This window comes from Hymenobacter translucens (assembly GCF_020685205.1).
GTDB classification, from domain to species: domain Bacteria; phylum Bacteroidota; class Bacteroidia; order Cytophagales; family Hymenobacteraceae; genus Hymenobacter; species Hymenobacter translucens.
The window spans coordinates 48,835-73,407 of record NZ_JAJERB010000005.1 but is presented as its reverse complement, the minus strand read 5'-3'; the positions used below and the strand labels follow the sequence as shown (position 1 = coordinate 73,407).

Genomic DNA, 24,573 nt, shown 5'->3' with positions numbered 1-24,573 from the left:
CCGTAGCGGTGGGCGACACGCCCCTGATGAAGCAGTACTACGCCCTCAAGCAGCAGCACCCCGGGGCGCTATTGCTGTTCCGGGTGGGCGACTTCTACGAAACCTTTGCCGAGGATGCCGTCACGACGAGCCGCATCCTCGACATCGTGCTGACCAAGCGCGGGGCCGGCACGCCCTCGGAGGTAGCCCTGGCCGGCTTTCCGCACCACTCCCTCGACACCTACCTGCCCAAACTGGTGCGGGCCGGACAGCGCGTCGCCATCTGCGACCAGCTTGAGGACCCCAAGCTGGCCAAGGGCCTAGTCAAGCGCGGAATTACGGAGCTGGTAACGCCCGGCGTGTCGTACCACGACAATGTGCTGGAGCGCAAAAGCAACAACTACCTGGCCGCCATTCACTTCGGCAAGCACGAAGCCGGTATTTCGTTTCTGGACATCTCCACCGGCGAGTTTCTGGTGGCTCAGGGCGACCTGAACTACCTGGGCAAGCTGCTGCAGAACTTTGCCCCGGCCGAGGTGCTGTTCTGCAAGCGCAGCCGGGCCGAGTTCGAGCAGCACTTTGGTCCCGACTTCTGCCACTACGCGCTGGATGAGTGGGTTTTCGGCTTCGACTACTGCCACGACACGCTCACCCGTCACTTCAAAACCACGTCGCTCAAGGGCTATGGCATCGACAGCCTGCGGGAGGGCATCGTGGCGGCGGGCTGCATCCTACACTACCTCGACGAAACCAAGCACAGCGAGGTCGGGCACATTGCCAACATCGGGCGGCTGGAAGAAGACAAGTACGTATGGCTCGACCGGTTTACGGTGCGCAACCTGGAGCTGGTGCAGCCCCAGCACGCGGGCGGCGTGCCACTCATTGACATCCTCGACCAGACCATTACGCCCATGGGTGCCCGCCTGCTGCGTAAGTGGGTGGTTTTGCCCCTCAAGGAGCCGGTGCAGATTCAGCGCCGCCTCGACACGGTAGAAGGACTGCTGGCCAACCCCGACCTGCTCGGGGAGCTCACCCAGCAGCTGCGGCAGATCAACGACCTGGAGCGGCTGATTTCCAAGGTGGCCGTTCGCCGTATCAACCCCCGGGAGCTGCTGCAGCTAAGCCGCGCCCTGGAGGCCATCAGCCCGATCCGCGACCTGCTGGCCGGCTCGGAGCTGCGGGCCCTGCAAAAGCTGGCCGAGCAGCTCAACCCCTGCGCCACCCTGCGCGACGAAATCAAGGCCAAGATCCGGCCCGATGCGGGCGTGCTCACCAACCAGGGCCACGTGCTCAACGACGGGGTGGATGCCGAGCTGGACGAGCTGCGCGGCATTGCCTTTTCGGGCAAGGACTTCCTGCTCCAGCTTCAGCAGCGCGAGCAGCAGAACACCGGCATCAGCTCCCTGAAGGTGGCCTATAACAAGGTATTCGGCTACTACCTCGAAGTCACCAACGCCCACAAGGACAAAGTACCCCAATCCTGGATCCGGAAGCAGACCCTGGTAAACGCCGAGCGGTACGTGACTGAGGAGCTGAAAACCTACGAGGAGAAGATTCTGACGGCCGAGGAGCGTTTGTTCGGCATCGAGCAGAGCCTTTATAATGAGCTGGTGCTGGCAGCCATGGACTTCGTACCGCAGATTCAGCAGAATGCCCGTGCCGTGGCCGTGCTCGACTGCCTGGCGTCGTTTGCCACCACCGCCCGGCAGCACCGGTACGTGAAGCCGGTCGTGGATGACTCCACCGTGCTGGACATCCGCCAGGGCCGCCACCCGGTGATTGAGCGGCAGCTGCCGCCCGGTGAGGCCTACATCCCGAACGACATCCGCCTGGACCAGGACGAGCAGCAGATCGTCATCATCACGGGCCCGAACATGGCGGGTAAGTCGGCCCTGCTGCGGCAGACGGCTTTGATTGTGCTGCTGGCCCAGATCGGCTCGTTCGTACCGGCCGAAGCAGCCACCATCGGGGTTATTGACAAGATCTTTACCAGAGTGGGTGCTTCGGACAACCTGAGCAAGGGCGAAAGCACCTTTATGGTGGAGATGACCGAAACGGCCTCCATTCTCAACAACCTTTCGGACCGCAGCCTGGTGCTGATGGATGAAATCGGGCGGGGCACCAGCACCTACGACGGCATCAGCATTGCCTGGGCTATTGTGGAGCACCTGCACAACGCTCCCAAGGCCCGGGCCAAAACCCTGTTTGCTACCCACTACCACGAGCTCAACCAGCTGGCCGACGAGTGTCCCCGGGTGCGCAACTACAACGTGGCCGTAAAGGAAGCCGACGGGCGCATCCTGTTTATGCGCAAGCTCACGCCGGGCGGATCGGAGCACAGCTTCGGCATCCACGTGGCGCGCATGGCCGGCATGCCCACCGCCGTCGTGCTGCGGGCCAACGAAATCATGCACCATCTCGAGCAGGAGCGCACCAGCACCAGCGAAGGCAGCACCCTGCTCGACGAAGTGCTGGCTGGATTGGAAGCGGCGCCACTGGAGGCTGATTCTGCCCCGGCGGGAGGGCGTAAGCCGGCAGCCCGCCCCGCTGCGGCCGTAGCCACCGCCCCGCGCCCGACCCTGCAGCTCAGTATGTTCGAGCCCGCCGATCCCACCCTGGAACGCATCCGGGAGCAGCTAACTCAGCTCGATGTGAACACGCTGACACCCATCGAAGCCCTGCTCAAGCTCAACGAGCTGAAGCTGGCCGCCGCGGGCAAGGCGTAAAAAAAGGCCCTGAAAATGAGGTAGAAATGCTTTCAGCAGGCTGTAAAAGCAAATTTTTTTCAGGCAGGGTCTTGACACGAGAAAAAACGTGCTTACCTTTGTCGCACCATTAGCCACTACGGTGGCTTACCTCAAGCGAGAGTAGCTCAGTTGGTAGAGCGCGACCTTGCCAAGGTCGAGGTCGCGAGTTCGAACCTCGTCTCCCGCTCAGTTAAGTAAAAAAGTAAAAAGACGTTGCCCGCCCGCAACGTCTTTTTACTTTTGTGGCATCCCCGTTTTTGCCGGAGTGGTGGAATTGGTAGACACGAGGGACTTAAAATCCCTTGCCGAATAGGCGTACGGGTTCGATTCCCGTCTCTGGTACGATAAAGCCCCTTTACCGTGTGTAAAGGGGCTTTTTTGTGCGCTGGCAAGCCTAAAAGGCAAGGAACGGGCAAAGCAGCTGCTTACGGGTAAGCCACGGGGCGCCGCGCAACAGGCAGCAAACGTCCCCGGAACTGCCCGCTCTGATAACGAGGACCTACCCCAACCAGATTGCGGGCAGGACAAACCATAAAGGTTCAGGCTCAGGCCGCGGTACGAACTCCCTGCGGGTTCTTCCTGTCAAGCGGAAGCAAAATGGACGGGCAGCCTGATGAAAGAACGCAGCAGGTCTTATTTAGACCAGCTATAAATAAATTCTTTCCGCTTATCTGTAATCTTTCCAAATAAGCTATACCTTTGTCGCATCAATCACCTTAATCAACAGGCTTCATGTCCCTTAAATTCGCATCGCTCGCACTGATCACCCTCGCTTTCGGCTTCACTTCCTGTGATGATGACAACGAAGCAGTACCGGCCCTGCGCACCAAGATGGATGCCAGCTCCCTGACGGCCACGTCGCGCTACACGGAGTCGTTTAAAGATGCCAGCGGAGCTTCTACGGTGGACCTGAGCACGTCGACGACGCGGCTCGACATGTTCACGGAATTCAACAACTACATGGCGCAGGTGGCAGTGGCCCCCCCGGCTACGCCTTCCACGCTCGACGTGAACCGGCTCAACAGCCTCTATACCGGCTCTACCTTCACGGCCCCGGCTTTGAACGCGTCGGGGCTGCAGCTGCGGAATACCACGGCGGCTTCTTTCAGCAGCGCCAACGCGGATGTGGTGCGGCGCTATATCGACCAGAACATCACCAAGCTGGCCGTAGCCAGCCAGTCGGTGAACAGCGTCGCTACGCCCGGCTCGGCCGGTCGCCTGGGCCGCTACCTGGTGGATGGCAACGGCATCGAAGTAAACCAGGTCATTCAGAAGGCGCTGATCGGAGCCCTGCTGCTGGACCAGATCGACAACGTGCTGCTCACGGACCAGGCTCTGAAAGCGGACAACAGCAAAGTAGTTAGCGGCAAAACCTACTCGGAGCTGGAGCACAACTGGGATCTGGCCTACGGCTACATGACCAGCAACGCCATCATGACTACGGACATTGCCCTGACCCCCCGGGAGCGGTTTCTGGCCGGCTACCTGAACGAGAAAAACGGTCCGGCCTCGCCGGGCGTGTACATGGCTTTCCTGAAAGGGCGTGCCGCCATTGTAAACAACGACCTGTCCGGCGTACAGGCCCAGGCTGCTATCATCCGGACCGAGCTGGAAAAGACCATTGCCCTATCGGCCGTGTCGTACCTGACGAACTGGAAAGCTGCTCCGGCCCTCGACGTGAAGGCCCATGCGCTGGCTGAAGGGCTGGGCTTTATCTACTCGCTGCGCTTCTGCACCAAGTATGGTGCTGACGCCGCTTTCTCCGACAACCTGCTTAATGGCCTGACCTCGGGTACCAACGGCGCCTGGAGCCTGACCAACGCCCAGGCCGATGTAGCCATCAACGCCATCAAAGCCAAGTTCAACATTCAGTAGTCGCCTCACCGGCGGGCTCAGGGCCAACAAATCGGGTAGCGGTGCTGCGTGGTTTGTTGGCCTTCGCCGCGAAATCAGCTCTTCATGAAAAAGTCACTCCTGTCTGTCCTGACGCTGCTGCTCCTGACGCTGGGCATCTTCAGCTGCGAGAAAAACCCCGGCGGCGAAACCGTAGAGCCCACCACCGGTCCCGACCGCAAAGCCTTGCTCACGCAGTGGGCCGACAGCCTCATCAAGCCAGGCTACCAGCGCTTTAATGGCAAGCTGACGACGCTGAAAAGCAAAACGGCCGCCTTTACGACAACGCCCACGACGGCTACGCTGGCCGAGGTGCGGCAGGCCTGGCAGGCCGCGTACGTGGAGTGGCAGAAGGTGGAGCTGTACGAGTTCGGCCCGGCCGAAGCGGTAAGCCTGCGCAACCACTTCAACATCTACCCGGCCGATGCCGCCGGCATTAACCGCAACATCAGCTCAGGTTCCTATAACTTCGAGCTGTCGACGGCCATTCCGCAGCAGGGCTTCCCGGCCCTGGACTACCTGCTCAACGGCATTGCCACCGGCGACGACGCCATCGTGCAGCAGTATGCTTCCTCGGCCGCCCACCGGCGCTACCTGACCGACGTGATGGCCAAGATGGACCAGACCTTTGGCACGGTGTACACGCAGTGGAACGGCTCGTACCGCGACACCTTTATCAACAATTCCGGCACCGACGCCAGCTCCTCGCTTTCGCGGGTTATCAACGCGTACTCCCTGTACTACGAGCGGTATCTGCGGGCCGGTAAAATCGGTATTCCGGCCGGCGTTATGACCGGGACGCCCCTGCCGACCCGGATTGAAGCCTACTACCACCGGGGCAGCCTGCCGCTGCTGCTGGCTACCACGGCCCACGCCACGGTGCAGGGCTTCTTCAATGGCCGGCCCGGCCAGCCTTCCCTGAAAAGCTACCTCGACGCCGTGGGAGCCAAGGACAGCCGCTCGGGAGAAAGCCTGACCAGCCTTATCAACACCCAGTTCGGCGTGTCGGCCCAGCAGCTCAGCTCCCTCGGCCCCGACCTGTTCGCCACCATCACCAGCCGTAACGCGGACGCCGTGGCCTCCTACAACGAGATGCAGAAGGCCGTGCGCCTGATCAAGGTGGACATGACCTCGGCCCTAAGCGTGACGGTGACCTACGTGGACAACGACGGCGACTAATGGGCGAAGGGCTCCGGCGCTATTTCCATTCCTACCTTCCAGCTGCCCCGCTGGCTACGTTCCGGTTGGCCTTTGGCCTGCTGGTACTGGCCAGCGTGGTGCGTTTTTGGGCCAAGGGCTGGATTGAGGAGCTCTACCTGAAGCCGAAGTTCTTCTTTCCCTACTACGGCTTTGAGTGGGTCCGGCCGCTGGGGCCCTACACCTACGGGCTGTTCGCGCTTTGCGGGCTGTGCGCCGTACTGGTAGCCGTGGGCTACTGGTACCGCACCGCGGCAGCCGGGCTGTTCCTGAGCTTCACCTACATCGAGCTCATGGACAAAAGCACCTACCTGAACCACTACTATTTTGTAAGCCTGGTGGCGCTGCTGCTGGTGCTGCTGCCGGCCGGGCGCTACTTCTCCCTGGATTCCAGCCTGAACCCCAGCCGGCGGCGCAACCAGGTGCCGCGCTGGACGGTGGACGCGCTGCGCCTGCTCATGGGCATCGTGTACTGCTACGCCGGGCTGGCCAAGCTCAACTCCGACTGGCTCGTGCACGCCATGCCCCTGCGCATCTGGCTGCCGGCCAAAAACGACCTGCCGCTTATCGGCCCGCTGCTGGGGCAGGTGTGGGTGGCCTATGCCTTCAGCTGGTTCGGGGCCTTCTACGACCTTACGGTGCCCTTTTTTCTGCTGAACCGCCGCACCCGGGCCTGGGCGTATGCTACGGTAGTCATCTTCCACGTGCTCACGGCAGTGCTGTTTCCCATCGGCATGTTTCCCTACGTGATGATGGTAGCGGCTCTGATCTTTTTTCCCGCAACCTGGCACGAGCGGGCCCTTGACCGCCTGCGCCGCCTGCTGCGCCTCCCCGAGGCCGCTCCGCAAGCCGCTCCGCTTCAGTACAGCCCGGCCCGGCGGCAGTTGCTGCTCATCGGGCTGGGCGTGTTTTTCGTGGTGCAGCTGGCCGTGCCGTTTCGGTACCTGCTGTATCCGCGGGAGCTGTTCTGGACCGAGGAAGGCTACCGGTTTTCCTGGCGGGTGATGCTCATGGAAAAGATGGGGCAGGTACAGTTCAAGGTGGTCGACGGCGCAACGGGCCGGGCCCGGCTGGTCAACAACTACGAGCACCTGACCGTGCTGCAGGAAAAGATGATGAGCACCCAGCCCGACATGCTGGTGCAGTTTGCCCACTACCTGCGCGACTATTACGCCCGGCGCGGCGTACAGTCACCCAAAGTATACGCCGATGCCTACGTGAGCCTGAACGGGCGCCTGGGCAAAAGCTTTATCGACCCCACCGTGGACCTGGCCCGCGTGTCCGACGACCTGCGCCCCAAGCCTTGGATCTTACCTTTCGACGATGAAATTACCGGTTTATAGCGCCGCGCTGGTCGTCAGCGCCCTGGCCTCGTTTTCGGCCGTGGCCCAGCAGCTCAGCCTGCAGGGGAGGGTGCGCGAAGCCGGCACGAACCTGCCGGTGGCGGGCTGCGAGGTGTATGTGCGCGGCTCCCGCCAGATTGCCCGCTCCGACTCGGCCGGCCGGTTTACGTTGAACCGGCTGACGCCCGGCCGGCAGCAGCTGCAGTTTTCCTCTATCGGCCACGAAACCACCAAAGCGGAGGTCGAAGTAAGCTCCGACAGCGGCGTTCTGGAGTTTACCCTCGCCCGGCGGGAACGCACGCTCCGGGAGGTGGTAGTGGCCGCGCCCCAGGCCCGGTTCGGCCAGCAGCGCCTGCGCGAAGTGGAAGGCACGGCCATTTTCGCGGCCAAGAAAACCGAGGTTATCGTGCCCGACAATCTGGTAGCCAACCTAGCTACGAACAACGCCCGGCAGGTGTACTCCCGGGTGGCCGGGCTCAACATCTGGGAAAGTGACCAGGGCGGCCTGCAGCTCAGCATCGGGGGCCGCGGCCTCGACCCCAACCGCACCAGCAACTTCAACGTGCGGCAGAACAACTACGACATCTCCGCCGACGCACTGGGCTACCCTGAAAGTTACTACACTCCGCCGGTGGAAGCCGTTAAGCGGATTCAGCTCGTGCGCGGGGCCGCCTCGCTGCAGTACGGAACGCAGTTTGGCGGGCTGCTCAACTTCGAACTGCGGGCTCCCGAGCCGGACAAGACCGTATCGGTCGTGTCGCGGCAGACGGCCGGCTCCTTTGGCTTTTTCAACTCCTTTAACAGCGTCAGCGGCACGGTACGAAAGCTGAGCTACTACACCTTTGCCCAGTACAAGCGCGGCGACGGGTGGCGGCCCAACTCCGGCTTCAACAGCAAAACTGCCTACGCCGACCTGCGCTACCAGTTCACCGAGAACTTCCGGGTGGGCGCCCAGGTCACGCACATGGACTACCTGGCCCAGCAGCCGGGTGGGCTGAGCGACAAGCAGTTTGCCGAAAACCCCCGGCAGTCCAACCGGGCCCGCAACTGGTTTGAGGTCGACTGGAACCTGTTCAACCTTTCGGCCGACTGGAAGATCACGCCGCGCTCCAGTCTCAACCTGACCACCTTTGGCCTGCTGGCTTCCCGCAATGCCCTCGGCTTCCGGACCAGCTACGTGGAGCGCCCCGACGCCGACACCCAGCAGCGGGAGCTTATCACCGGCGACTTTCGCAACGTGGGCCTCGAAGCGCGCTACCTGACCCGCTACGCCCTGAGCGAAACCAAAAGTGGCGTGCTGCTGGTGGGTACCCGCTTGTACCGCGGCTACAACCACAGCATTCAGGGCGCCGGCCCGGCCGGCCGCGCCGCCGAGTTCCGGTTCGAGGCGCCGGCCGCCGGGGTCAATGCCCCCACGGGCTCGTCGGACTACCGGTTTCCAAACTACAACGGAGCCGTCTTTGCCGAAAATATCTTCTACTTCGGCGAGCATCTGTCGCTGACGCCCGGGGTGCGTGTCGAGTATATCCGTACCCGGGCCGACGGCTCCTACCAGACCGTGTCGCGGGACCTGGCCGGCAACATCACCGACGTGCGGACTACGCCGGAGACGCGCACCAGCCCGCGTGCCTTTGTTATCGGGGGCCTGGGAGCCAGCTACAAGCCGACTGAAGAGCGGGAGCTGTACGCCAACGTGTCGCAGAACTACCGGTCCATCACCTTCGGCGACATGCAGATTGTGAACAACTCCCTGGTTATCGACCCGAATCTGGAAGATGAGCGCGGCTACTCCGCCGACCTGGGGCTGCGCGGGGAGCAGGGGCAGTGGCTGACGTACGACATCAGTCTGTTTGCCCTGGCCTACAACAACCGCATTGGTGAAATCGGAACCTATGATGCCGGCAACCGCCCGTTCCGCTACCGCGACAACATCGGCCGGGCCCTGATTCTGGGCGTGGAGTCCTACGCCGAGGCGGATATTCTACAGGTGCTGCAGCCTAATGCCCAAGCCGGGCGCTGGCGCTGGTCCACGTTCGGCAACGTGTCGCTGATCCGGAGCCGCTACACCCAGAGCCAGAACGTGCAGGTGGTGGGTAACCAGGTGGAGTTTGTGCCCAACGTCAACCTGAAGGCCGGGATGCAGGGTGGCTTCGGGCCGGTTAAGGCATCGGTGCAGTTTACCTACCTGTCCGACCAGTATTCGGAAGCCACCAACGCCAAAAATAGCCCTCGGGACGCGCGTCCGGACCCCACCTCGGCCGTAATCGGGCTGATTCCGGCCTACCAGATTCTGGATGCCTCGGTGGCATGGGAACGGCGCTGGTTTAAGCTCGAAGGCAGCGTCAACAACCTGGGCAACGCCCGCTACTTCACCCGCCGGGCCACCGGCTACCCGGGCCCTGGCATTCTGCCCTCCGATGGGCGCAGCTTTTTCCTGACGCTGGCCGTTAAGTGGTAATTCCACTGGAATGGCGAAGTTGCAGGTAAATGAGCCGTTTTCTTATCCCGTACGAACAGGTGCTGCGGGCGTGGCCCCAGCTGCGAGGCCACTTCCGCGACCGGGCCCGGTTTACGGAGGCGGAGCTTCAGGCCTTTTTCGACCAGGCCCTGCCCGCCGTCACGGCTGAGGTGTGGCCCTCGGTTCGGCAGGGTCTGGTGCGCAGTCAGCTTTTGCACCAGGTCGCGCCCGGGCTTCTGGCCTTCGGGGGACCAGTCGCGCAGACGTTGTTCAAGCCCGTGCTCGAACCCGGGTGGGTGGAGCTCTGGCAGCACCTGCAGGCCAGCCTGTCGCTGCCAATGGGCTGTTTGTGGTCGACGCAGTGGCTGCATGCTATTCTTCCTCAGCTTCCGGCCCGGCTGGTGGTGGAAGTAAACTGGGCCGAGTTGCAGTGGGCTTCCCGCCTGGTGAAGGCCACCCCCCGGTTTTGCCTGGCCGAAGCGGGCATAGAGCCGTTGGCAGCCGGAGGGCGGGAAATCGTGGTGCTCCGGTCGTTTCAGCGGGCGTCCCCCGTCCGGCGCATCCAGGGCGTGCCTACGGCCCGGCTGGAAAAGCTCCTGGTGGATGTCAGCACGCTGCCCGAACTAACCGCGGCGACGTCGGACCAGGTGCTGCTGGCGGCCTTGTCAAGTTTACGGGGGCAGTACGAGCTTAGCTCCGAACTCCTGTTACAGTACGCCGCCCGGAACAATGCCGCTCCGCGGTGGGAAGCATTGTTGACAACGGCAGCGGCGTAGGCTTTAGCTTAGCTATCCGGTCAGGACCGGCCGACAGTTTCGGCGCCTGCGGGGTGAGCCGCCGAGTGGGGAAGGGCCGGCACCGGCTCGGGCAGCAGCAGGCGCAGCAGCGGGGCCAGCACAATCACCGGCAGCGGCGAGACGATAAAGTCAATCAGGCGGCGGCCCAGCTGGTAGGCCCAGCGCACGTCGCCACCCAGCTTCCCGCCTACCACCAGCAGGGTGCAGGCCCCAAACACGGCGGCGTACAAAAGCAGCGCTGCCTTCAGGCGGCGCACCGAGCCCAGCAGCAGCCCGAGCAAGGCCAGGCAGCAGGCGGTGTACAGCAGCCCATAGGAGAGCATGGCCGGCAGGCTCCGGGTCGTGACCTGCCCGCTCACGCCCTGCTGCACGGCGCTCAGCGTTTCATCGAGCCCCAGCCCGCGCAGGATGGTTTGCCACAGAGAGGTCAGCCCGGCAAACACTTCCTCGGCGTAGATCCCCAGGCAGTACACCAGCACGATGAGCCCGGCAATGCCGGCTGCCCGCCAGTAGGTGGGGCCGGTCCAGCGGACGGGCAGAAACCGGGTCCGGGGCAGCTCACTCATAACGCGGCACCCCGGCGGAAAGGCCGGCCCGGCGGTTAGCCCACCACATCCAGAGCAGCAGAATCCAGCCGTACACAATGAAGGTGAAGGTGTAGTGGTGGTTGAACTCGACGGTGTGATGAGAGTAATGGTGGTTGATGGCCAGGGCGACCACCCGGATAATGTTGAGCAGGTAGATGCTGGCCACGCCCGCCGGGATAAACCAGAGCTTGTGCCGCCAGGCCCCGGGGAAGGCTAAAATAAAGCCGGTGAACAGCGCATACAGCACCAGCCCGTTGCAGGGGTTGCCCACCGTGACCACGGGCTGGGACGCAATCAGCAGCAGGTGGGAATCCAGGCCGTGGATGGAGGCGTCGAAGCCAAAGAGGCGGAGCGTGGCGGCGCTGGCAGCGGCAATGTTGGCGCACAGGGCATCATCAAGCCGGCCGTCCAGCGCCAGCCACAGCTCATACACAAAAAACCAAACCAGGTAAAACCCCGCCGCCACCAGCACAAAGCGGTACAACGGTCGACGGGAAGGAGCCTCAAAGGTTGCCATAGGGTTAAAGCTACGGCAATTTCAGAATTCGGGCAAAAGCTGCGCGCAGCCTGGGAGCCTGACACGTAGTGAAGTGGGAAAAGAAAAGCAGGTCAGCTGCCGGTCAGAGCCAGGCTGATTTAAACAAAAAAGCCCCGCCGAATGGCGGGGCTTTTCATATCAGGTAATCCGTGGATTAGTCGCGGACGATGCGGCGGGTGTCGAGGCCACCTTCCGTTTTGGCGCGGAGGATGTAGACGCCGGCCGGCCGGCTGCTCAGGTTAATGGCCTGCTGCACCTGGCCCGAGGCCGAAGGCTTCACAGTTACCTTGTACACTTCCTGGCCCAGCGCGGTGTACACCGTCAGCTCCACGTTGTGGCGGTAGCCGTCCAGGTTCACGGTCAGGTTGCCGTCATGGGTGGGGTTGGGGAACACGCTCAGCGACGCGCCGGCCAGCGGCCTGACGCTGGAGGTCACCGTCAGCGGCAGCGAGGCTTGGGAAGCGCAGCCCTGGGCCGAGGTAGTCACCACGGTATAGGCGCCGAACTGAGCCGGCGTGTTCACCACGTAGCTCTGGCCGGTAGCACCGGCAATGAGGGTGCCGTTCAGGTACCACTGGTTGCCCGTCGTAGCACTCGACGTGAGCGTGGTAGTCGTGCCGTTGTACACCACCGAGACCGTCGGACGAGCCGGCGTGGCGTTGATGGTCACCGTCGAGGTCGCCGTCGTAGCCGCGCAGCCACCAGCGGCGGCTACCGTGTTGGTCACGGTGTAGGTACCGGCCGTCGACGTAGCCAGCGAGATAACGCCGGTTGTGGCGTTAAGCGTCAGGCCTGCCGTCGAGCTGAACGTACCGGCCGTAGCGCCGGCTGCCAGCGTCGGGGCAATCGTGCCCGTCGAACCTGCGCAGGTGCCCGTGGCCGGGTAGCTGAACGAGGCCAGCGGAGCCGCCGTGATGGTCACCGTCTGCGTGGCCGACGAGGAGCAGGTGCCTGCCACGCTGTAGGTCACGGTGTACGTGCCGGGCGTCGAAGCCGCGAGGTTGATGGCGCCCGTAGTGCCGTTAACACTCAGACCAGCCGTTGAGCTGAACGTGCCGCCGGCCGTACCCATCACCGTCGCGGTGGGGTTCGTGCCACTCACGCAGAACGTAGCGGCCGGGTAGCTGAACGTGGCCGTCGTTGCCGGGGTGATGGTTACCGACTGGGTAACTACCAGCGCCGGGCAGGTAGCCGTGGCGGGCAGCGTGTTGGATACCACGTAGGTACCGGCGGTGCTGGTACCGGGCGTAATAACCCCGGTGGTAGCATTGATGGTCAGGCCCGCAGTGGAGCTGAAGGTACCAGCCGTGGCACCGGCCGCCAGCGTGGGAGCCACCGTTCCCGAACCTCCGGCGCAGATGGTGCCCGAAGGGAAAGTGAAGGCCGCCGAGCGGGTCGTGGAGGTGATGGTAACGGCCGGGGTCAGCGTGTTGTTGGCCAGGTTGTCGTCGCCTGCTACCGAGGTAGTAACCGTTGCGGTATACGTGCCCGGAACGCTCAGGTCAATGGTGCCCGGCAGGGTTACCGTCTGGCTGGCGCCGGCGCCAAGGGTACCGGTGTTTACCACGGTCGAGAACGTCTGCGTACCCCCGCTGCCGGTGATGGTCACGGTTACCGTTACGGGCGTAACGGCGAAGTTCAGGGCGGCCGAGGCCGAGTTAGTGATGCTGGCTATTACGGCTTCCGTTGCGCTAAAGCAGCTGCTGGTGGCTACCGGTGCCGTCAGGGCGGATACGCTCACGTCGAGGTTCGCTGCAAACTCATCGGCGCCGATATCGGGACGCGTGGTCGAACGGGTCTCGTTGTCGATGTCCGTCGTGATGCCGGCTACCGGCGTACCGGCTCCGTTCAGGGCCAGGCCGGCGGCGCTGGTCGTCAGCACGTGCAGGTCAGTGGCCGATACGAAGGGCGAGCCGCTGAGCATAAGCGAGGTACCGGCCGGGTTGGTGGCCGTAACCGGGCGGTCCTGGCCGGTTTCGGCGAACAGGTCGGCCAGCGTGGCCCGAACCGTGCCGGTAGCCAGGTTCCCGGTGAGGCCGATGCCGTTGGTTCCGGCGAAGGCGTTGTTGCTCGACGTAAGGCCGGCGTAGCTGCTGGTTGTGCCGGCGTAGGCGAAGCCGATGGCGTAGCTCTGCGCGCCGTTCACGGTCAGGCTGTTGTACAAGATGTTGTTGCGAATCTCAACCGTGGGCGAGGAGCCACCAACGGCCAGCGCGAAGTTGGGCTGGGTGGCGGCCGAGGAGCCCGGGTTGGTGCCGCTCATGCTCACGGAGTTGTACAGCACGCGCGTGGCGCCGCCCCCGGCCGAGCCGTTGACGTAGATGCCCGCGGCAAAGTCACCCCCGGTGCCGTTGCCGGCCACTCCGCCGACAAAGTTGTTGACCACGGTGTTCGTGCCGCTAGCGGCAGATGCCACGCCAATCCCAACCGCCGAGAAGGTGCCGGTGCTGGTTACCCCGCTGATGGAGTTGTTGGCCACCGTCGCGTTGGTTACCTCGTTGCCCGTGAAGTTGGAGTTCGAGAACAGGCTGATGGTAAAGCCCAGGCTGATGCCGGACACGTCCGAGGAGTTGGTGATGTTGGCGATGGTGTTCTGCGTAACCTGGGCGTTGTTGTCAAAGCTCAGCAGAACCCCGTTCCGGGTGATGGCGCCGGAACCAACGGCAGCATTCAGATCATTCTGGGTGATGACGGTGTTCTGGTTTTTCAGCGTGACGCTGCCGCCCAGGGAAGCAATACCTACCTGAGTGCCCCGCACGGCGCAGTTCTGAACCGTGTTGTTGGTGTACTGGTTGGGCGTCGTGGCGTTGCTTGTACCAGAGAGGGTAATGCCATACAGCGTAGCGGCCGTGGTAGCCGTGGTAGCTCCGACTGCCGTCAGGTTCTTAATGGTATTATAGGTAGCCCCGTCGTTCGTGAATTGCGCGAACTGCTGCACCACGATGCTGCTGGTGCCCGTGTTCGTGTTCGTAATGGTCAGGTCGCGGCTCGGGCGCGGGTCGGTGGCCGAGATGGTGTTGCCCAGGGAGCCGTCAATGGTCACGTAGTCGCTGGCCAGCAGCTGCAGAATGGCCGTGGCAGACGAGCCGGTGATGGCGAAGCTCGTGGTGCCGGTGGCGTTGCTGGGCTTGATAGTCAGGGTGTTGGTAGCCGAGGCGTCCGGATTGTTGAGAATGGCAATCGGGAAGGTCTCAGCCGTCGAGTACGTCGGGTCAAGCAGCAGGAAGGTCACCGCTCCACCCAGGCCGGCCGTATTGTAGGCGGCTACGGCCGCCGTGAGGGTGGCGTACGTGCGGCCGGGAACCGGCGAGGTAGCCGAGTTGGCACTCACGTAGTAGGTTCCGCTCAACGTCTGCAGAATGGTGAAGGTGTATAAAACCGGCGGGGCCGTGGTACCGGGAGGCGTCGTGCCCGTGCCGCCGGTGGGGTTCGTGCTCAGGTTGCCCAGCACGTCCTGCGCTGCCACGTAGTAGTTGATGACGTCGCCGGCGGCTACTCCACCGATCAGGGAGTAGTCGAGGGTGAAGGTGTAAACCGAGCCGGCTACGGTGGGGGCCGCCGCGACAGCAAAGGCGCCGGAGCCCTTACGGAAGTAGAGGCGGGGGGCGTTGGCGCCGGTGGCAATGCCGCTGACGTCCGTGATGCTTACCGTCAGCGTCCGGCTGGTGGTGCTGGCGGCGCTGCCATTAAAGGCCAGGATGCTGATTACCGGGCCCGTCTGGTCAAGCAGCTGGAAGCTGCCCTCGTCGGCTCCGATATCGGGCGTGCTGGTGTTGCGCACGTCGCCGTCGAAGTCGGTGGTGATGCCGGCATAGGGCTGGCCGGCGCTTTCGGCCTGGGTCGGCGCCCCGGGCGTCAGGTGCAGGAAATTGGCGTCCGAGCCGGTGGTGCTGGCAAACGGCGTGGCCGCTTCCGTTACTGAGTTCGCTTCGCGGTTCAGTAGGAAAGCCTTGTAGTCGGCCAGCGTCTGCTTGGCGTTGGTCTGCGTGGTGGTGCCTTCCACATACATCAGGTTCGTGGCCGAAGGCGTGCCGGCGTAGTACAGGTTATTGTTGCCGAACAGGTTGCTGGGTACCGTGCCGGCCGTGCCGCTGATGCGGCGGATAGCGGTGGCAACGCCGCCCGTTCCGACGGGCGTGCTCAGGTTTACTACTAGGTTGTTGAACAGGTTCAGCGTGGCGGTTGTCGAGTTCAGGTAGATGCCCTGGGTGCCGAACGTGGCGCCGGAGCTGGTGCCATCCAGCCGAATCGTGTTGAATACCAGGTTATTGGTGGTGCCGCCCGAAAGCTGAATACCCGATACGGCCGCCAGGCTGGTCGAAGCCGGCGCAGCAATTCCCCCGATCAGGTTGTTGCTGACGGTGTTGGTGGTACCGGCCGTAATCAGAATGCCGTTGCTCAGGCTGGCCCCGCCCCCGCTGGCGGTCAGACCGTAGATCTTGTTCTGGCTGACAGTGTTAAGCGCTCCGCCGCCTAGGTTGATGCCCGCCACGTTCGAGGCGATGGAGGCCGTCGAGCCGCTGGTGGTGATGTTGCTGATCGTGTTGCGGGCAATGGTAACGGTGCCCGACGAAGCCGTGGAGATGCCAAACGAATAGCCGCCGCCGGTGCTGATGTTCACCGTGATGGGGCCGGTAGCGGTACCTACGATGTTACCCGTGATGGTGCCGATGTTGACGTCGCCGCTGCTCACGTAGATGCCGGACAGTACGCCGTTGCCCGTGGTAGCGCCGCTGCTGCTCAGCCAGCTGACGTTGGCGATGGTATTGCCCTGCACGCTCGTGGCAGCGCCCGAAGCAGCCAGGAAAATACCAACGAAGCGGTAAGCCGCCGCCGTGCCCGCAACCGTGTGGGGGGTGCCACCGGCACCAGGAGCCGAGCCACCAATAAAGTTGCCCGTCACGGTGTGGGCACTGCCCGAGCCAAGGTAGATGCCGTAGTGCGTGGCGCTGGTAGGCGTACGCGACCCGGTCTGGTAGATGCTGTTGTTGGTAATCATCCAGCCCGTACCGGCGCTGCTCAGGTACACGGCCGCCGCGGTGTTGGAGCTGGCGCCGTAGTAGTTGAACAGGTTGTTGTCGGTAATTGTGTTGCGGGCGTTGTTCGAGCTGCTCGAATACAGCAGGCTGTAAGGCAGCGTAGCGCCGTCACCGATGTTGTTGAAGCGGAAAACGTTGTCGCTGTTGCCAGCGGTGGAGGAGCCGAAAAGAACCACCGGGGAGGCCGACAGGCTGGTTCCCACGCCTTTCAGCTGGGTGTGCTGTACCGTGTTGAAGCTGGCGTCACCGGTAAGCTGAATGGCCTGGCCGCTGGTGCTGGTGTTGGAGATGGTCAGATCGGTTGCGAGGGCTGCGCCGCCGGGCGTGGCGCCTGAGCCGCCGGGGCGGCCGTCCAGAATCAGGTAGCGGCCACCGGTGATGTTCAAAATCTGGCTGGCCGAGCCGCTGATGGTAAGGCCGGTAGCGCCGGCCGCCGGCCGAATGGTAACTGTGTTGGCCGCAGACGTGCCGGGCACGTTGCCGTAAACCAGGGGAAAGGTCTCACTGGTGCTCACGTAGTCGCTTTGCAGCTCCAGCACGAGCGGACCGCAGACCCCGTTCAGGCTGGTTGCCGTGAGGGCAGCCGTCAGGGTGGGATAGTCAGCCGAGGCGGCGGGGCCTACGGTTTTGGTTCCGCAGAAGGGAACGGCGGCCAGGGTAGTAACGGTAGCCGTTGCGGGCGTTGTGCTGGTGCCACCACCCTCGTTGCCCGACACTACGCGGTAGTAATACGTAGTGCCCGGCGTCAGCCCGGTCTGGGGCAGCGTCAGGGTAGTGCCCGTTCCGGTGACGGAAGTGCTGGCAACCGTGCCCACGGTGGTAAACGTGATGTTGTCAACGGAGCGCGACACCACGAAAAACGTCTCGTTGGTTGAGTTATCGGTGATGACAACGTTGAGGCTCCCCTGCCCGACGGCGGTAAGCGCTACGGATGGAGTGGCCGGTATACCCGACAGAGGCGTGAACGTGAATACCGTCCGGGCGCCGTCGGCCGTGGAGTTCAGGACGGCTACCGCGGCGCTGTTGGTCAGCGAAGTGGTGGTAGCGCTGGTAACCGTGGCGTCGTAGGTGGGCGTGGCGTTAAAGGTTTTTACCACCCCGATCTGACCGGCGGCCGTGCCGGCCGAGATAAAGATCGAGCGGGTAACGGATGTGCCATTGTTGAAAACCTCGCCGTAGCGGTATTCGATCTTGCCGGTGTTTTCTTCCAGCACAACCTGGATCTGGGATGGAGTACCGGCGCCGGGCGTTGCGACATACGGAATCCGAAGCCCGGTCCATTCGACCACGAGGCTGCGGTTGGTGCCGGGCAGCACTTTGTAGGCTATCCGTCCCGTGGCCTGCATCGCGTTGTCGCCCCCGAAAGCAGCCAGGATAGCCTGACCCGACGAAGGACTGGCGTTGGTGCCGGAAATGGCGGTTGCCCCGAGGCGCAGCTGGCCGTTGGAGTTTACGCTGAACTGGGTGTAGGGAGTGCCCATGAACACGAACGTAAACCCGATCGGCAGCACGGCCGAGGCATCGTCGTCGCGGTAAACGCCGGTTGCCAGCGCGTCGGTGGTGCCGCCCGACATATCAGCCAGGGAGCCGGTAGAGCTGGTGGTAAAGGTATAGTTGGCAGTACTCTGGGCCAGGGTGCTGCCCAGGTTCAGCAGCAGCAGGCTCAGCGCCAGCAGCCACCGGGTGGGCCGGCTGGCCAGTCTAATGGTGGAGTTGAGTGAGCCGGCACGGATATGCTGGGTTACCCAACCTTTTCGTAAAGGTGTTCGCATAAATGGGGGGATGAAGAAAGGTGGAAATGGGGGAGACACGTTGCCGCAAGATTCAGCTCCGCACCTGATCAGGTAGCAGGAGCTGCCGGCGGCCTTCGTAAAAGCCAGCCTATTTGCAGAATATACAGACCAATTCCAACCTGTACTCGGCGAAACGTCAATTGTACCCCGTAATCCGCCTATTTTCCCCGGCCTGTCTCCAACCGGAAGCAAGCCACCCGCCCGGGTTGGGGCACCCCGTGGGCCGGCAGCTGCACGAGCCCCGTTCGTTTTGCTTTACCTTTACCTGGCCAGCCCTTTTCTTCTTATGGATTCTTCCGCTGCCGGCGCCGTGCCGGCCCCCGCTTTTTCGCCCGACGAGTACCAACAAAAGATCCGCCAGGTGTTTGCCGAGGTGGGCAAGGTGGTCGTGGGCCAGCACTATATGATCAACCGGCTGCTGATCGGCCTGTTCACCGGCGGCCACATCCTGCTCGAAGGTGTGCCCGGCCTGGCCAAAACTCTTACTATCAGCACCCTGTCAAAGGTCCTGCACCTGCACTTTCAGCGGGTGCAGTTCACGCCCGACCTGCTGCCGTCCGACTTGGTGGGCACCATGATCTACAACCAGAACCAGTCGGAGTTTGAGGTGAAGAAGGGGCCTATCTTCGCCAACCTCGTACTGGCCGATGAAGTAAACCGCTCCCCGGCCAAGGTGCAGAGCGCCCTGCTGGAGGCCATGCAGGAAAAGCAGGTCACCATCGGCGAAACCACCTACCCGCTCGACCTGCCGTTTCTGGTGCTGGCCACCCAGAACCCGGTCGAGCAGGAAGGCACCTATCCGCTGCCCGAAGCCCAGGTAGACCGCTTCATGATGAAGGTGTATGTCGACTACCTGAAAAAGGCCGATGAGCTGGAGGTGATGCGCCGCATGGCCAACATGAGCTACGTGAGCGAGGTAAACCCCATCCTGACCCGCGACGACATCTTTGGCGTCCGCAGCCTGATCAACCAGGTGCAGATTTCCGAGACGCTGGAGAAGTACATCATCGAGCTGGTATTTGCTACCCGCAAGCCCGGCGACTACGACCTGGCCGAGTTTGCCCAGTACGTGCAGTTCGGCGTGAGCCCCCGGGCTTCGATTGCCCTGCACCGTGCCGCCAAAGCCGTGGCCTTCTTCGACCAACGCGACTACGTGCTGCCCGAGGACATCAAGGAGGTGGCCGGCGACGTGCTCAACCACCGCATCCTGCTGAACTACGAAGCCGAAGCCGATGGCATCCGCACCCAGGACCTGATCGAGGCCATTCTGCGCAAAGTGCCCATCAGCTAGGCAGCACCGGACGTTTGTTTCCAACAAAAAAAGCCTCCCGACCACAGTCAGGAGGCTTTTTTGCGGATGGCGTGCTTGGCTATTCCACTACCAGGCGCTTGACCACGGTACCCTCGGCGGTGCTCAGCAAGACCGAGTATACGCCCCGGGGCAGGTTCGTAACGTCGAACTCAACCTTCTGACCACCCATTGAAGCCGGCAGGCTGCGCTGCTGCACCTGCTGGCCCAGGGTGTTGAGGAGGGTTACACGCACCGCCTTCCGGGTAAGCGCGGCAGGTACTTCCAGCTGGAACGCCCGCTGGGCCGGGTTCGGGTACAGGTTCACCAGTTCGGCCAGGGCTCCGTTAGCGGTTCCGGTGAGACGGGTCGTGAAAGCCACCGGCTGGCCGGGCATGGATGCGAGGCCACCCGAGCAGTTGCTGGCAATGCTGAGCGTGTAGGCCGTATTTGGCGTCAGGCCCGTGAGCGTGAATGGCGACCCGTTTGCCGGGACGGTCTGAATCGGTCCCTGGGCCACCTGGTAGCCGATTGTGTAGCTTACCGCCGAAGGACTCGGCGTAAACGTAAGCGTCGCAGTTGTATTGGTCACGTTCGTTACCACCAGATTGGTAGGCGGCGTGCACGGAACGGGCCCGGCCGCGGTGCTGAAGTTGATGCACACCGGAATGCCCGCCTGACCGCTGCAACTGCTCGTCACGCACAGCGAATAAAGCGTGTTGGAAGCCAGCCCGGTTACCGCTAGCGAAGAGCTGGCCGTCGTAAGAACAATGGGAGGCGTGCTGCCCGGAGGCGTGAAGGTGAGCGTGTAGAGCGTACCACCCGCGGGCGGGGTAAAGCTTGCCGTAACGCCTGAGGGCGTGATGTTGCTTACCGCCAGATTGGTAACTGGTGGGCAGGTAGGCACCACAATCAAAGTTGAGAACGTGGTCGTAACAGCCGCCGAAGTCTGACCGCCGGCGCAGTTGCTTACCACGCTTACCGTGTAGTTCGACCCGGTTTGCAGGCCCGCAAGGTTGACCGGCGAACCGGTAGCCGGAACGACAATCGGGGTGCCGCCGGGCTGGCGCGTGTAGGTAACAGTGTAGCCCGTGGCCGAGGCACTGGGCGTAAACGTAACCTGGGCCGTCGTGCCCGTTACGGCCGATACCGCCAGGTTGGTTGGGGCCGCGCAGGTGGCCGTGCCCGGCAGGGTGCCGAACGTCGTGCACACGGGAGTTCCGGTAAAGCCCGCTCCGCAGTCACTGCTCACACAGACCGAGTACTGGGTGTTGGGCTGCAGGCCGGTGATGGCAACCGGCGAAGTTGCGGAGGTAACGAACACCGGCAGGGTCCCGCCCACCGGCACATAGGAAACGCGGTAACTGGTATTGCCGGCTCCCGGAGTAAAGCTCACGCTGGCAGTGGTGGATGTAATACTGCCAACCGCCACGTTCGTCACCGGCGGGCAGGCAGGCAGCGCCGTCGTGGTGAAGGTAGTCGTGACGGGGGCTGAGGTCTGGCCGGGGCCGCAGTTGCTCACCACGGTCACGGTGTAGGGCGTGTTCGGCGTCAGGCCCGACAGCGAAACCGGCGAAGCGGTGGGAGCGGGCGTTACCGTAATCGGGTTTCCCCCCGGGGCAGTGTAGGTTACGGTGTAGCTCGTCGCCGAGGAACTGGGCGTGAAATTCACTACGGCCGTCGTGCTGGTTACGGCGCTGATAGCCAAGTTCGTCGGCGCGCTGCAGGTAGGCAAAGCGGCAGTGGTGAAGTTGACGCACGTTACCGGGGCCATCTGGCTGCCGCACTGGCCGACCACGCAGACCGTGTACTGCGTATTGGGCAGCAGGCCGGTGATGGTGACCGGTGAGCCGGTTGGGGCGGGCAGTACGGGCACCGGCTGGGAGGCTCCGGCGCGCAGGTAGGTTACTTCAAAGCTCGTGTTGCCGGCGCCGGGTATAAAACTCACCAGCACCGAAGTGGTCGTGATATTACTGGCCGTCAGCCCGGTGACCACCGGGCAGGCAGGCGGTGTCAGCGTGGTGAAAGTCGTCGTGGCCGCCAGGGAGGTTTCACCCGGGGCGCAGTTGCTCACGATGCTGACCATATAGGTGGTGCCGGGCAGTAGGCCGCTGAGTACGACGGGCGAGCCGGTCGGCGCTGGCGTAATGGTCGTGGCCGTACCACCCTGGGGCATGTAGGTCACCGTGTAGCTCGTGCCGGCGCTGGGCGTGGTAAAGCCAACGGTAGCCGACGTGGTTGTGATGCCGGTTACCGTGAGGTTGCTCGGGGCCGGGCAGGGCGGGTCGGTGACGGCGCAGATGGAGAAGGCACCGCCGGCGGCGCTGCCGATCTGCCACGCCCGGGCATATACCGTGCTGCCCGGAGTAAGACCGGTCGCCCGCACCTGCGAGAAGAGGCTGCTGCCAAAGTTGTCGTTGCAGCCCAGCGAGGTCAGGGCTCCGCAGGTACCCGAGTACAGCTGCAGGCCCGTGTCGGAAACCGGGCTGCCGCTCACCGCGCCGGTAGCTAGCTGTACCACACCGTTGGCGGGTACCGTCACGGTAAACCACACGTCGTTCACGACGCCGGTTCCGCAGGTGGGAGCCGGTACCGGAGCCGCCGAGGGGGTGGCGCCGAAGGTGGTGGTGGTGACCGGGGTGCAGGTGGTGCCAATGGTCAGCGCCGTCGCACCGGTGCAGTTGTCGTTAGCCGGCGCCGGCGGGGCGGTGGTAAACGTCAGTGCCAGCGGCAGGCCCTGGCCGGCAGTGCAGTTCGACTGAATCGTAACCGTGTACACCGTGTTGGGCGTGAGGCCGGTAAGCGGCACGGGTGAGCTGGTCGCATTGGGGGTAAGAACCGTGACGGTACCGCCCTGGGGCGTGTAGGTTACGGTGTAGCTGCTGGCTGCGGGCGGGGCCGTAAACGCCAGCGAAGCAGAGGTGCTGGTGACGTTGTTGATGGCCAGGTTGGTCACGTTGGGACACAGCACGTCGCTCTGGGCGCAGAGGGTAAAGTCGCCAGTGGGGAAGTTGCCGAAAGGCCATACCCGCACGTAGAGGGTGCTGCCCGGCACGAGCCCGGTGCGGCGCAGCAGAGAGAAGCTGCCGGTACCACTGTCATCATCACAGCCGATCAGCGTCAGGTTGCCGCAGGTGCCGGTATAAAATGCCATGCCGGTGTCATTCATGCGGCTGCCGGCGACGGGGCCGGTTTCTACCTGTAGAATGCCATTAGATGGCACGACCACGCTAAACCACACGTCGGAGTTGACAAACGTGGCGCAGCCGGGGTTCGGGGCTCCTATCGAAGCAGTGGCCCCGGTGGTGGAAGCCTGCACCAGTCCCCCACAGCTTCCGATGCCGACGCTGTTAATGGGCGTGGCGCTTACGCACTCGTCGTTGCTGGGCGCTCCTGAGGTCGCCGTAAAGGTTTTCGTCAGCACCGAGCCCACCCCGGCCGGACAGACGCTCTGCAGCGTCACGTTGTAGGTGGTACCCGAAACCAGGCCCGTGAGCTGTACGGGGGAACCGGTGGCGGTGAGCGTAACGGGCGTTCCCCCACTTTGGGGCGCGTACGTGATGTTGTAGCTGGTGGCGTTGGCACCCGGCGTAAACGTGACGTTAGCCGTGGTAGTAGAGGTGCTTACTACATTGAAGTTGGTCGGGTCCGGACAGGCCGCCGCACCGGTTACGCAGATGGTGAACTGCCCGCGGGGGCTATTGTCGCTGTAGCCGGCCACCATCACATAGTAGGTGGTATTAGGCGTAAGGGTTGTTGAGCTCAGGGGCAGGGCCGGGCCGGAGGGGCTTTGCGAGCAGGCCAGCTGGTTGAGGGGCCCGCCGCAGGAGGCACCGGAAAACAGGCGGATCTGGCCGGCCGGAGAGCCGGTTACGGAAATCGTGGCGCTGGTGCTGGCCCCGCCGGTGGCCGGGGTCGTGAACTGGTACCACACGTCCATCGGACTGACGTCGGCGGCGCAGGCCGGGTTGGTGTAGCCGTTGGGGGGGGTAGTGCTGGCTCCGAAGGTGGTGCCGGTCGTGGGCGTGCAGGTACCGGTGATGGGCAGGGAAATGGCACCGCAGGGCTCATCATTGAGCAGCGGTACCGTGAAGCTGAAGAACGGCGAGTTCAGCGTGTTACCCCCGCAGGTGGTGCTGATCGAGACAAAATACGTGTTGCCGGGGATGAGGCCGCTAAACAGCACCGGGGAGGTAGCATTCGGAACCGTTTGCCCCGGTCCACCGCCCTGCAGGGTAGCCGTAAAGGTGGTATTGCCCGGGCCGGCGGTAAAGCTGACCGAAGCCGAGGTGCCGGTCGGGAACGTTACGCCCAGCACTGCGGGGGCACCGCAGGCTGGCGGGTCGGTGATGCAGATGGTGAACTGACCCTGCGTGTCGGTGGAAGTAAAGCCGGCAACCTGAACGTAGTACGTGGTATTGGGCTGCAAAGCTCCGGTTACCAGGCGGGGCGCGGCCGTGTTGGCGGCATTGGAGGCACTGCACACAATCTGGGTAAAGGTGCCGGTGCAGGAGGGCGCCGAAAACAGCCGGATCAGGCCGGCCGGGTTGCCGGTCACGGTAATCGTGGCACCCACGCTGCCGTTGCCGGTGGCATCAGTCGTGAACTTGTACCAGACGTCCTTGGGCGACTGGTTGTTGAAGGCTCCGCAGGTGTTGGCAACGGTACCGTTGATGGTCGTGGTGGTGGCCCCCACGTTGGTGCCGACTGTCGGCGTTGTGCACAGGCTGCCGTTCAGGCTTAGCTGCACGGCCCCGCAGGGGTTGTCGTTGGCGGGCGCCTGGGCCAGGACCCGGGTGCTGGTCAGCAACGCCAGAATCAGCAGCAGAGCGCTCCAGGCAGCTGTTGCGGGCAGCAGCCTTGAAATCCGGATGCCAGGGAGTAGAGGTTTCTTCATAGGTGGTTATGAATTGG

The 24,573-nt window shown here is 63.3% G+C and carries 11 protein-coding genes and 2 tRNA genes; 9 read left to right on the top strand and 4 right to left on the bottom strand.

Annotated features, from left to right (window positions below; genetic code table 11):
- Nucleotides 1-26: 26 nt before the first annotated feature.
- The 8 genes from mutS to LJY25_RS12365 all read left to right on the top strand — a co-directional run bounded on the left by mutS (nt 27) and on the right by LJY25_RS12365 (nt 10,393).
- Nucleotides 27-2,705, top strand: a complete 2,679-nt coding sequence (gene mutS, locus LJY25_RS12400) for a DNA mismatch repair protein MutS (RefSeq protein WP_227608899.1) — start codon at nt 27-29, stop codon at nt 2,703-2,705.
- A 135-nt stretch (nt 2,706-2,840) separates the two neighbouring features.
- A tRNA-Gly gene (locus tag LJY25_RS12395) sits at nt 2,841-2,913 on the top strand.
- Nucleotides 2,914-2,985: 72 nt separating this feature from the next.
- Nucleotides 2,986-3,068, top strand: a tRNA-Leu gene (locus tag LJY25_RS12390).
- Between the two features lie 390 nt (nt 3,069-3,458).
- On the top strand, nt 3,459-4,601 hold the full coding sequence (locus LJY25_RS12385; RefSeq protein WP_227608663.1) for a DUF4856 domain-containing protein: 1,143 nt from the start codon (nt 3,459-3,461) through the stop codon (nt 4,599-4,601).
- An 84-nt stretch (nt 4,602-4,685) separates the two neighbouring features.
- Nucleotides 4,686-5,798, top strand: a complete 1,113-nt coding sequence (locus LJY25_RS12380; RefSeq protein WP_227608662.1) for an imelysin family protein — start codon at nt 4,686-4,688, stop codon at nt 5,796-5,798.
- A complete protein-coding gene (locus LJY25_RS12375) occupies nt 5,798-7,159 on the top strand; it encodes an HTTM domain-containing protein (protein WP_227608661.1) in 1,362 nt (453 codons plus the stop codon). Before LJY25_RS12380 ends, LJY25_RS12375 begins: the two co-directional genes overlap by 1 nt.
- On the top strand, nt 7,140-9,617 hold the full coding sequence (locus LJY25_RS12370) for a TonB-dependent receptor (protein ID WP_227608660.1): 2,478 nt from the start codon (nt 7,140-7,142) through the stop codon (nt 9,615-9,617). Before LJY25_RS12375 ends, LJY25_RS12370 begins: the two co-directional genes overlap by 20 nt.
- 29 nt (nt 9,618-9,646) lie before the next feature.
- A complete protein-coding gene (locus tag LJY25_RS12365) occupies nt 9,647-10,393 on the top strand; it encodes a DUF6577 family protein (protein WP_227608659.1) in 747 nt (248 codons plus the stop codon).
- A gap of 20 nt (nt 10,394-10,413) precedes the next feature.
- On the opposite strand, the gene LJY25_RS12360 is transcribed toward LJY25_RS12365, so the two are convergent.
- From LJY25_RS12360 to LJY25_RS12350, 3 genes are all read right to left on the bottom strand, one after another.
- Nucleotides 10,414-10,980 carry an XrtX-associated membrane protein gene (locus tag LJY25_RS12360; protein WP_227608658.1) on the bottom strand — a complete coding sequence of 189 codons (567 nt, stop codon included), beginning with the start codon at nt 10,978-10,980 and terminating at the stop codon, nt 10,414-10,416.
- The gene (gene xrtX / locus LJY25_RS12355; RefSeq protein ID WP_227608657.1) at nt 10,973-11,518 is read right to left on the bottom strand and encodes an exosortase X; all 546 of its coding nucleotides are present in this window, start codon (nt 11,516-11,518) and stop codon (nt 10,973-10,975) included. The genes LJY25_RS12360 and xrtX overlap by 8 nt, the downstream gene beginning before the upstream one ends.
- 175 nt (nt 11,519-11,693) lie before the next feature.
- Nucleotides 11,694-18,350 (bottom strand): T9SS type A sorting domain-containing protein, encoded by a 6,657-nt coding sequence (locus LJY25_RS12350; protein ID WP_227608656.1) that lies wholly within the window; start codon nt 18,348-18,350, stop codon nt 11,694-11,696.
- 307 nt (nt 18,351-18,657) lie between these two features.
- Here LJY25_RS12350 and LJY25_RS12345 point away from each other — a divergent pair, with 307 nt between their 5' ends.
- A complete protein-coding gene (locus LJY25_RS12345; protein ID WP_227608655.1) occupies nt 18,658-19,662 on the top strand; it encodes an AAA family ATPase in 1,005 nt (334 codons plus the stop codon).
- 79 nt (nt 19,663-19,741) lie between these two features.
- Here the strand turns inward: LJY25_RS12345 and LJY25_RS12340 are convergent, their stop codons facing one another.
- Entirely contained in the window at nt 19,742-24,556 is a 4,815-nt protein-coding gene (locus LJY25_RS12340) for a fibronectin type III domain-containing protein (RefSeq protein WP_227608654.1), read from the bottom strand.
- Between the last annotated feature and the right edge of the window lie 17 nt (nt 24,557-24,573).

Excerpts from the sequence above, each read along its gene's own strand:
- xrtX (WP_227608657.1), bottom strand. The coding sequence starts at position 11,518 with ATGGCAACCTTTGAGGCTCCTTCCCGTCGACCGTTGTACCGCTTTGTG.
- LJY25_RS12345 (WP_227608655.1), top strand. The coding sequence starts at position 18,658 with ATGGATTCTTCCGCTGCCGGCGCCGTGCCGGCCCCCGCTTTTTCGCCC.
- mutS (WP_227608899.1), top strand. The coding sequence starts at position 27 with ATGAAGCAGTACTACGCCCTCAAGCAGCAGCACCCCGGGGCGCTATTG.
- LJY25_RS12385 (WP_227608663.1), top strand. The coding sequence starts at position 3,459 with ATGTCCCTTAAATTCGCATCGCTCGCACTGATCACCCTCGCTTTCGGC.
- LJY25_RS12340 (WP_227608654.1), bottom strand. The coding sequence starts at position 24,556 with ATGAAGAAACCTCTACTCCCTGGCATCCGGATTTCAAGGCTGCTGCCC.
- LJY25_RS12370 (WP_227608660.1), top strand. The coding sequence starts at position 7,140 with ATGAAATTACCGGTTTATAGCGCCGCGCTGGTCGTCAGCGCCCTGGCC.
- LJY25_RS12360 (WP_227608658.1), bottom strand. The coding sequence starts at position 10,980 with ATGAGTGAGCTGCCCCGGACCCGGTTTCTGCCCGTCCGCTGGACCGGC.
- LJY25_RS12375 (WP_227608661.1), top strand. The coding sequence starts at position 5,798 with ATGGGCGAAGGGCTCCGGCGCTATTTCCATTCCTACCTTCCAGCTGCC.
- LJY25_RS12365 (WP_227608659.1), top strand. The coding sequence starts at position 9,647 with ATGAGCCGTTTTCTTATCCCGTACGAACAGGTGCTGCGGGCGTGGCCC.
- LJY25_RS12350 (WP_227608656.1), bottom strand. The coding sequence starts at position 18,350 with ATGCGAACACCTTTACGAAAAGGTTGGGTAACCCAGCATATCCGTGCC.
- LJY25_RS12380 (WP_227608662.1), top strand. The coding sequence starts at position 4,686 with ATGAAAAAGTCACTCCTGTCTGTCCTGACGCTGCTGCTCCTGACGCTG.